Source organism: Pseudomonas sp. NPDC089547 (assembly GCF_050280665.1).
Lineage (GTDB): Bacteria > Pseudomonadota > Gammaproteobacteria > Pseudomonadales > Pseudomonadaceae > Aquipseudomonas.
In genome coordinates this window covers 1-8,549 of record NZ_JBNNVS010000086.1, presented here as the reverse complement: position 1 = coordinate 8,549, position 8,549 = coordinate 1, and the positions used below count along the sequence as shown (strand labels likewise).

The 8,549-nt window shown below is 59.3% G+C and carries 6 protein-coding genes; 2 read left to right on the top strand and 4 right to left on the bottom strand.

Features of this window, described 5'->3' with window-relative positions; translation table 11 throughout:
- Positions 1–107: 107 nt before the first annotated feature.
- Complete coding sequence (locus ACQKPZ_RS27605) at positions 108–2,558, bottom strand: glycogen/starch/alpha-glucan phosphorylase (RefSeq protein WP_427544374.1); 2,451 nt, start codon at positions 2,556–2,558, stop codon at positions 108–110.
- A gap of 184 nt (positions 2,559–2,742) precedes the next feature.
- Between ACQKPZ_RS27605 and ACQKPZ_RS27600 the strand changes: the two genes are divergently transcribed.
- Complete coding sequence (locus ACQKPZ_RS27600; protein ID WP_016712459.1) at positions 2,743–3,147, top strand: YkgJ family cysteine cluster protein; 405 nt, start codon at positions 2,743–2,745, stop codon at positions 3,145–3,147.
- Positions 3,148–3,320: 173 nt separating this feature from the next.
- Here the strand turns inward: ACQKPZ_RS27600 and ACQKPZ_RS27595 are convergent, their stop codons facing one another.
- From ACQKPZ_RS27595 to thiI, 3 genes are all read right to left on the bottom strand, one after another.
- Positions 3,321–3,932, bottom strand: coding sequence for a hypothetical protein (locus ACQKPZ_RS27595; protein WP_427544371.1), 612 nt, complete (start codon positions 3,930–3,932; stop codon positions 3,321–3,323).
- Between the two features lie 144 nt (positions 3,933–4,076).
- On the bottom strand, positions 4,077–5,897 hold the full coding sequence (typA, locus tag ACQKPZ_RS27590; protein ID WP_201203572.1) for a translational GTPase TypA: 1,821 nt from the start codon (positions 5,895–5,897) through the stop codon (positions 4,077–4,079).
- Positions 5,898–6,025: 128 nt separating this feature from the next.
- Positions 6,026–7,480, bottom strand: coding sequence for a tRNA uracil 4-sulfurtransferase ThiI (gene thiI / locus ACQKPZ_RS27585; protein ID WP_391126393.1), 1,455 nt, complete (start codon positions 7,478–7,480; stop codon positions 6,026–6,028).
- Between the two features lie 490 nt (positions 7,481–7,970).
- On the opposite strand from thiI, the gene ACQKPZ_RS27580 reads away from it, so the two are divergent.
- Positions 7,971–8,549, top strand: a 579-nt coding sequence (locus ACQKPZ_RS27580; protein WP_427544368.1) for a glutamine synthetase beta-grasp domain-containing protein, incomplete at its 3' end; no start/stop codon positions are given.

Below are 8,549 nucleotides of genomic sequence, written 5' to 3'. Positions count from 1 at the left end.
CGGTCTGTACTGCGCGAACAGTCAGAAGCGAGTTATGACCCTCCTCCTCCCTTCAAGTCCTACCATACAAGCGGGTTTACCCGCGAAGAGGCCAGCACAGGCTTACATCAATCCAGTGCCTTCCAGATCTCGGTCGCATATTCGCGAATGGTGCGGTCCGACGAGAACCAGCCCATCCGCGCCGTGTTCAGCACCGCCATGCGCCACCATTCCTGCGGCGTGTGCCACAGCTCCTCGACCCGCCGCTGGGCATCCCAGTAGGCATCGAAGTCGGCACATACCAGGAAGCGGTCATAGGCCACCAGCCCATCGATCAACCCGGCATAGCGCGAAGGGTCGTCCGGCGAGAACACGCCGCTGCGAATCGCCTGCAATACGTCGTTAAGGCGGTTGGACGCAGCAATCGCTGCACTGGCGCCAAAATCACCCGCCTTCTTGCGCGCCTCGACCTGCTGGGCGGTCAGGCCAAAGATGAACATGTTGTCGGCCCCCACCTGCTCGCACATTTCCACGTTGGCGCCATCGAGGGTACCGATGGTCAGCGCGCCGTTCAGGCCGAACTTCATGTTGCTGGTACCAGAGGCTTCGTAACCGGCCGTGGAAATCTGCTCGGAAAGGTCTGCCGCCGGAATGATGCTTTCAGCCAGGCTGACGTTGTAGTTGGGCAGGAACACCACCTTCAGCAACCCACGCACGGTCGGGTCGTTGTTCACCACCCGGGCAATGTCGTTGGTCAGCTTGATGATCAGCTTGGCCTGGTGATAACTGGCCGCCGCCTTGCCGGCAAAAATCTTCACCCGCGGCACCCAGTTGGTGCCAGGGTCGTTGCGTATGGCCTGATACAACGCCACGGTGTGCAGCAGGTTGAGCAACTGGCGCTTGTATTCGTGGATGCGCTTGACCTGCACGTCGAACAGCGCCTCGGGGTTTACCGTAACGCCGATGCGGTCCTGGATGATGCTGGCCAGGGCGCGTTTGCTGTGCAGGCGCTGCGCGGCGAACTGCTTGCGAAACGCGGGTTTTTCGGCAAATGGCACCAGGCCGGCCAGACGCCCTTCAGGGTCGTCCTTGATTTCTGGCCCAAGCGCCTCAACCAGCATATCGGTTAGCTGCGGGTTCGACTGGTACAGCCAGCGGCGGAAGGTGATGCCGTTGGTCTTGTTGTTGATGCGCTGCGGGTACAGCTTGTGAAGCTCGGAAAATACCGTGCTCTTCATCAGTTTGCTGTGCAGTGCCGACACACCGTTGACGCTGTGCGAGCCCAGGAACGCCAGGTTGCCCATGCGCACCCGGCGGCCGTTGTCTTCCTCGATCAGCGAGACCGCGCGCAGCACATCGAAATCGTGCAGGCCTTTGGCCCGCAAAGCGTCGATATGGTAGGCATTGATCAGGTAGATGATCTGCATGTGCCGCGGCAGCATGCGCTCCATCAGTGCCACCGGCCAGGTTTCCAGGGCCTCGGGCAGAAGCGTGTGGTTGGTGTAGGCGAGCGTGCCGACGGTCAGCTCCCAGGCCTTTTCCCACGGTACTTCGTGCTGATCCACCAGCAACCGCATCAACTCGGCTACGGCAATCGAAGGGTGGGTGTCGTTAAGCTGGATAGCCGCCGCGTCGGGCAGGTTGAGTAGGTCTTTGTGCATGTTCAGGTGGCGGCGCAGCAAGTCTTGCAACGAAGCCGACACAAAGAAGTACTCCTGGCGCAGCCGCAGCTCCTGCCCGGCCTCGGTGCTGTCGGCCGGGTACAGCACCCGCGAGATACTCTCTGCACGGGCGACTTCGGCCACAGCCCCCAGGTGATCACCCGCGTTGAAGCGCTCCAGATGCAACTCTTCCAGCGCCCGCGCACGCCACAAGCGCAGGGTGTTGACGCTGGACCCGCGCCAACCGACCACGGGCGTGTCGTAGGCTACCGCCCGCACCGTTTCACCCGGCGACCAGACCTGGCGCTGGGCGCCGTTGCCATCGCTCACGGTTTCGACGCTGCCACCGAAGCTGATCGGGTAGATCACCTCGGCACGCTCGAACTCCCAAGGGTTGCCGAAATCAAGCCAGTTTTCGGTCTGTTCCTGCTGCCAGCCATCGACCACAGCCTGACGGAACAGGCCATGCTCGTAGCGGATGCCGTAACCATGGGCGGCAATACCCAGGGTGGACATACTTTCCATGAAGCACGCTGCCAGCCGGCCAAGGCCCCCGTTACCCAGCGCGGCATCGGGTTCGAGCAGGCGGATGCGCTCCAGGTCCACGTCCAGCCCTTCCAGTGCATCACGGGCGATGTCCAGCAGCCCCAGGTTGCTCAAGCTGTCGTAAAGCAAGCGCCCAATGAGAAATTCGAGGGAAAGGTAGTACACCCGCTTCTGGCTGCGTCGATAGGCCTGGCGGGTATGGTCCATCCAGTGGTCGACCATGTGATCGCGCGCAGCCAGGGCAATGGCTTCGAACCAGTCATGGTCGAAGGCGTGCTCCGGGTCCTTGCCGACCGCATAGGTCAGCTTGTTCAGTACGGCGGCGCGAAAATCCGCGACTTCGGCGTCACGTGCTTTGGGTTCCTGGGACATGCGACATCCTCGGGCAAGTTGACGAAAGCGGAGGGAGAGTGATGAGACTAGACCCTTCGACAGGGAGCGACAGTTACTGTTCGCAGTTTTCATGCCCACTCTGCGAATTCGGCAAAAGGTTGTTCATATTTTGAACAATTCCGGTATCATCGCGCGCCCCAAGACCGTGATCCACCCTATAACGATGAAAACGACCCTGATCGCCGCCGCCGAAGTCGACCGCCTGGAAACTTGGCAGCGCTATGCCAGCCACATGTGCGGTGGCTGCCACTCGACCTGTTGCACCCTGCCGGTGGAGGTGAAGATCAAGGATCTGATCCGTATCGGCGTGGTAGACGAGTTCGAAAAAGACGAGCCGCCGAAAAACGTGGCCAAACGCCTGCAGAAGGAAGGCATCATCGAGCGCTTCAACCAGAAGTCGGGGATCTTCACCCTGACCCGGATGAGCAACGATGACTGCATGTACCTGGATCGTAAAAGCCGCCTGTGCACCATTTATGACAAGCGCCCGGATACCTGCCGCAACCACCCCAAGGTCGGGCCGCGGCCGGGGTATTGTGCGTACAAGCCCAAGGTGGTTGGGCGTTGACGCCTGCGCTAAGACTGAATAGACTTTTAGTCGTCTTGATGTACACGGAGCTTCCTTCAGGAAGTGTCTAGACGCCGCCACCTGGTTCCGGCCGTGCCGGTTGATGGGAGAGATCCCTAAGGGCATCCGCGATACGACCCCCTTCATTGGGGGTTTCGTATTTTTACGGCCTGCTAACGCCTTACAGGTCGTCGAATCGGCTCATTCCTCAGCTTCTTCAGCATCAGCAACCAACCCTTGATTTTCTCATGCCTTTTCAGGTTCGTCGGCCAGCTTGAGGGATGGTCCTGGTCCCGTACATAGGCACTTTCAACATGCACCTTCAAGGTACGGGCGGAATCACGGCGCAGGTTGAAATACACCTCGTATCGGCTACCTTCCGGATAGCCAAACTGATTACCTTCCAACGTCAGCCAGTTGCTATGACCAGTGAACAGGCATTGCCGATCGGCCAGCGAAGCCATGATGGCCGGCAGCTGGAATGAAAGATTGTGTCGCCCCGGACAAAACACTCGCCAAATGCCTCGATGGTCGATCACCAGATGATCTTGACCAATATCATGAAAATCCAGCTCCATGCCTTGCTTAGGACCATAACTTACGCAGTGGCTGGAATACTCGACGACAAGTGTCAATGCTTTAAGCCCCTGTGCTTCAAGCCCTGGAATTGCCAGCAGGTGTGATTCAGGGCGCAAATGAAGCAAGCTCCAGCGGGTACCGGCAACCTCAATTTGGCCACGCGCCAAATGCTCCTTCCACCCCTTGCCTTTCATTGTCAGTCTCAAGCAATTTCCAGCAGGCAGCCTACTGTGGCTATCGGCGATTGCCAAAAACTGCTTGGTAAACAATTACTTCCATTGAAACATCAAGGCATAAAAAAACGCCCCCGGCCTTTCGACCGGGGGCGTTTTTATTAAGCCTGAGCTAACTCAGTTCTTGGCTTTCTTGGCAGCGCGGGTACGCTCGCCTTCGTCCAGGATTTTCTTGCGCAGACGGATCGACTTAGGCGTCACTTCGCACAGCTCGTCGTCCTGGATGAATTCCAGGGCCTGTTCCAGGGTGTGGCGAACTGGCGGTACCAGGGCGATGACTTCGTCTTTGCCCGAAGCACGCATGTTGTCGAGCTTCTTGCCTTTGGTCGGGTTCACGCCCAGGTCGTTGTCACGGCTGTTCAGGCCGATGATCTGACCGTTGTAGATCTCCTGGCCGTGTTCAACGAACAGTTTGCCGCGAGCCTGCAGGGTTTCCAGCGAGTAGGTCAGTGCCTTGCCGGTCTCGACCGAAACCAGAACGCCGTTCAGGCGGCCGGACATCTGGCCCGACTTCATGGTGTCGTAGCGATCGAAGATCGAGGTCAGGATGCCTGCACCGTTGGTCAGGGTCAGGAACTGGTTACGGAAACCGATCAGACCACGGGCTGGAATGTTGTACTCCAGGCGCACACGGCCCTTGCCATCCGGCACCATGTTGGTCAGGTCGCCTTTACGCAGGCCCATCTCTTCCATGACCTTGCCCTGGGATTCTTCAGGGATGTCGATGGTGACGTTCTCGAACGGTTCCTGCTTCACGCCGTCAACTTCACGGATGATTACTTCAGGGCGGCCTACGGCCATCTCGAAGCCTTCACGGCGCATGGTTTCGATCAGTACCGACAGGTGCAGCTCGCCACGGCCCGATACCTTGAACTTGTCAGGGGAATCGGTTTCCTGAACGCGCAGGGCAACGTTGTACAGCAGCTCTTTGTCCAGACGGTCCTTGATGTTACGGCTGGTGACGAACTTGCCTTCTTTACCGCAGAACGGCGAATCGTTGACCTGGAAGGTCATGGAAACGGTCGGCTCGTCAACGGTCAGCGGCTTCATCGCTTCTACCGCGTCCGGGGCGCACAGGGTGTCGGAGATGAACAGCTCGTCGAAACCGCTGATGCAGACGATGTCGCCAGCCTGGGCTTCTTCAACGTCTACACGGTGCAGGCCGTGGTGGCCCATCAGCTTCAGGATACGGCCGTTACGCTTCTTGCCGTTGGTGTCGATGGCAACAACCGGGGTGTTCGGCTTGACGCGACCACGGGCAATACGGCCAACGCCGATAACGCCGAGGAAGCTGTTGTAGTCCAGTGCAGAGATCTGCATCTGGAACGAACCGTCACGGTCAACGTCCGGCGCCGGTACGTTGTCGACGATCGACTGGTACAGCGCGGTCATGTCTTCGCCCATCTCGGTGTGGTCCAGACCGGCAATGCCGTTCAGGGCCGAGGCGTAGACCACTTTGAAGTCCAGCTGTTCGTCGGTAGCGCCGAGGTTGTCGAACAGGTCGAAGATCTGGTCCAGAACCCAGTCAGGACGCGCGCCCGGGCGGTCAACCTTGTTGATCACGACGATTGGCTTCAGGCCGGCTTCGAACGCCTTCTTGGTCACGAAGCGGGTTTGCGGCATCGGGCCGTCCTGGGCGTCGACCAGCAGCAGCACGGAGTCGACCATCGACATTACACGCTCAACCTCGCCACCGAAGTCGGCGTGGCCGGGGGTGTCGACGATGTTGATGTGGTAGCCGTTCCAGTTGATGGCGGTGTTCTTCGCCAGAATGGTAATACCGCGCTCTTTTTCCTGGTCGTTGGAGTCCATGACGCGCTCGTCGTTGAGCTCGTTACGCTCCAGGGTGCCGGACTGACGCAGGAGTTTGTCGACCAGGGTGGTTTTACCATGGTCAACGTGGGCGATGATGGCGATGTTACGCAGATTTTCGATCACAAGTGTATCTCGATCAGAGGATTCGGTTGCCGCCCAGTGTAGGCGGCCAATATGTACTGTTTAAGGCTCAGCGGGCCCGGTGGTCGGGAGGGCGATGGCGGATACTGCCGCCATACAGCCCCGGCGTCTTATGTCGGACGATAAACACGCACATTGGCATGTCCCTCACTGAGCAGGTGGTGTGCGTGCAAACGGCTCATCACACCTTTGTCGCAATACAGCAGGTACTGGCGCGTTGGGTCCAGGTGCTTGAACTTGCTGTTGATCGCGTAGAACGGCATGGCCTGGACTTCGATACCTTCCAGCACCAGAGGTTCGTCTTCCTGGGCATCGGGGTGACGAATGTCGATGACGATCTGACCTGGCAGCGCCTCGGCCACTTCCTCGATTTCGATGTCCTTGCCCAACTCATCGATCACATGGTCGATGGAAATGAACTTGGCGCGCTCCAGGGCGCGCTCCAGCACGGCCATGTCGAACTGCTTTTCTTCGTGCTCCATGCGGTGACGCTTGGCATGGGTGGTCGGGTTCACCGAGATCACGCCGCAGTATTCCGGCATGTGCTTGGCGAAGTCGGCGGTGCCGATTTCGGTGGCCTGGTCGATGATGTCCTGCTTGTGGCTGGCCAGCAGCGGGCGCAGTACCAGCTTGTCGGTGGCCGAGTCGATGATCGACAGGTTCGGCAGCGTCTGGCTGGACACCTGGGAAATCGCTTCGCCGGTCACCAGCGCGTCGATCTGCAGGCGGTCGGCCATGTGCGCGGCACCGCGCAGCATCATGCGCTTGAGGGTCACGCCCATGTAGCTGTTGTCGACCTTGTTGAGGATCTCGCCGACCACTTCTTCGAACGGCACGCTGATAAACAGCACGCGCTGGCTGCTGCCGTACTTCTTCCACAGGTAGTGGGCCACTTCCATCACGCCCAGCTCATGGGCACGGCCGCCGAGGTTGAAGAAGCAGAAGTGGGTCATCAGGCCGCGGCGCATCATCTGGTAGGCCGCCACGGTGGAGTCAAAGCCACCGGACATCAGCACCAGGGTCTGCTCCAGGGCACCCAGCGGGTAGCCGCCGATGCCGTTGTGCTGGTTGTGGATCACGTACAGGCGCTGGTCGCGGATCTCCATGCGCACCACCACTTCAGGGGCCTTCAGGTCGATGCCGGCGGCGCCACACTGCTGGCGCAGCTGGCTGCCGACGTAGCGGTCGACGTCCATCGAGGTGAAGTCGTGGTGGCCGCCGCGCTTGCAGCGCACCGAGAAGCGCTTGCCGCCCAACAGGTGGCCGAAGTGGTGCTTGCACTTGGCGACGATGTCGTCGAAGTCACCCAGCGGGTATTCCTCTACCTGCAGGAAGTGGGTGATACCCGGCGTGCAGGTGAGGCGCTCGATCATCTCGCGCTGGACTTTTTCGTCTTCGACGCGGGTGACCACTTCGAGATTGTCCCAGACACCATCGACCGCGAGCTCAGGATCAAGATCCTTGAGCACGTTGCGGATGTTCTTGGCGAGCTGGCGGATGAAACGCTTGCGCACCGGCCGGCTCTTGATGGTGATTTCTGGGAAGACTTTGACGATAAGTTTCATTGGTTAACAGCGCGCGCAGGGCCTGCCGAAAATGTGGGGCGCGAATTATAGCGGAAACTGCTCAGGATTTGACCAACTTTTGATCAGAAGCTTTCAGATAAATGCAAGGCCGAGGTTTTGCAGTGCCTGTTCCGGCCCTTTCGCGGGCAAGCCCGCTCCCACAGGAGCCGTGCAAGCTTCAAAGAGCACACCGTACCTGTGGGAGCGGGCTTGCCCGCGAAGAGGCCCTCAAAAAAAGCACATCCGCCCGACGCTGCACGCTTATGGTGCACTTCTCCCAAAACTCGCATCTTAAGGGTGCATTTTTCGCCGCCAACCCCGCGCCAAATGCCCGCAAACGCCCCCTTTTATCCCTCGCTCGCCATTTTCGGGCACTGGCATGCAATTTGCTCCCTTGTGAGGCAGGTAAGCTTGGCCGACTATCCGCGCCCGGCAACACCCTTTTTCCAGGGCAGCGGCCCACCGCGCTCTAGACCATCCGGAGGACAACATGTCGAAGTCGGTTCAACTCATCAAAGATCATGACGTCAAGTGGATTGATCTGCGTTTCACGGACACCAAAGGCATTCAGCACCACGTGACCATGCCGTCGCGTGATGCGCTGGACGAGGACTTCTTCGAAGTCGGCAAGATGTTCGACGGTTCCTCCATCGCTGGCTGGAAAGGCATCGAAGCTTCCGACATGATCCTGATGCCGGTCGACGATACCGCCGTGCTGGACCCGTTCACCGAAGAACCTACCCTGATCATCACCTGCGACATCGTCGACCCGTCGAGCATGCAGGGCTACGATCGTGACCCACGCGCAATCGCCAAGCGCGCCGAAGAGTACCTGAAGAGCACCGGCATCGGTGACACCGTATTCGCCGGCCCAGAGCCAGAATTCTTCATCTTCGACGAAGTGAAGTTCCAGTCGGACATCTCCGGCTCGATGTTCAAGATCTTCTCCGAGCAAGGCTCGTGGATGACTGGCGCTGACGTGGAAGGCGGCAACAAAGGCCACCGTCCAGGCGTGAAAGGCGGCTACTTCCCGGTTCCGCCGTTCGACCACGACCACGAAATCCGTACT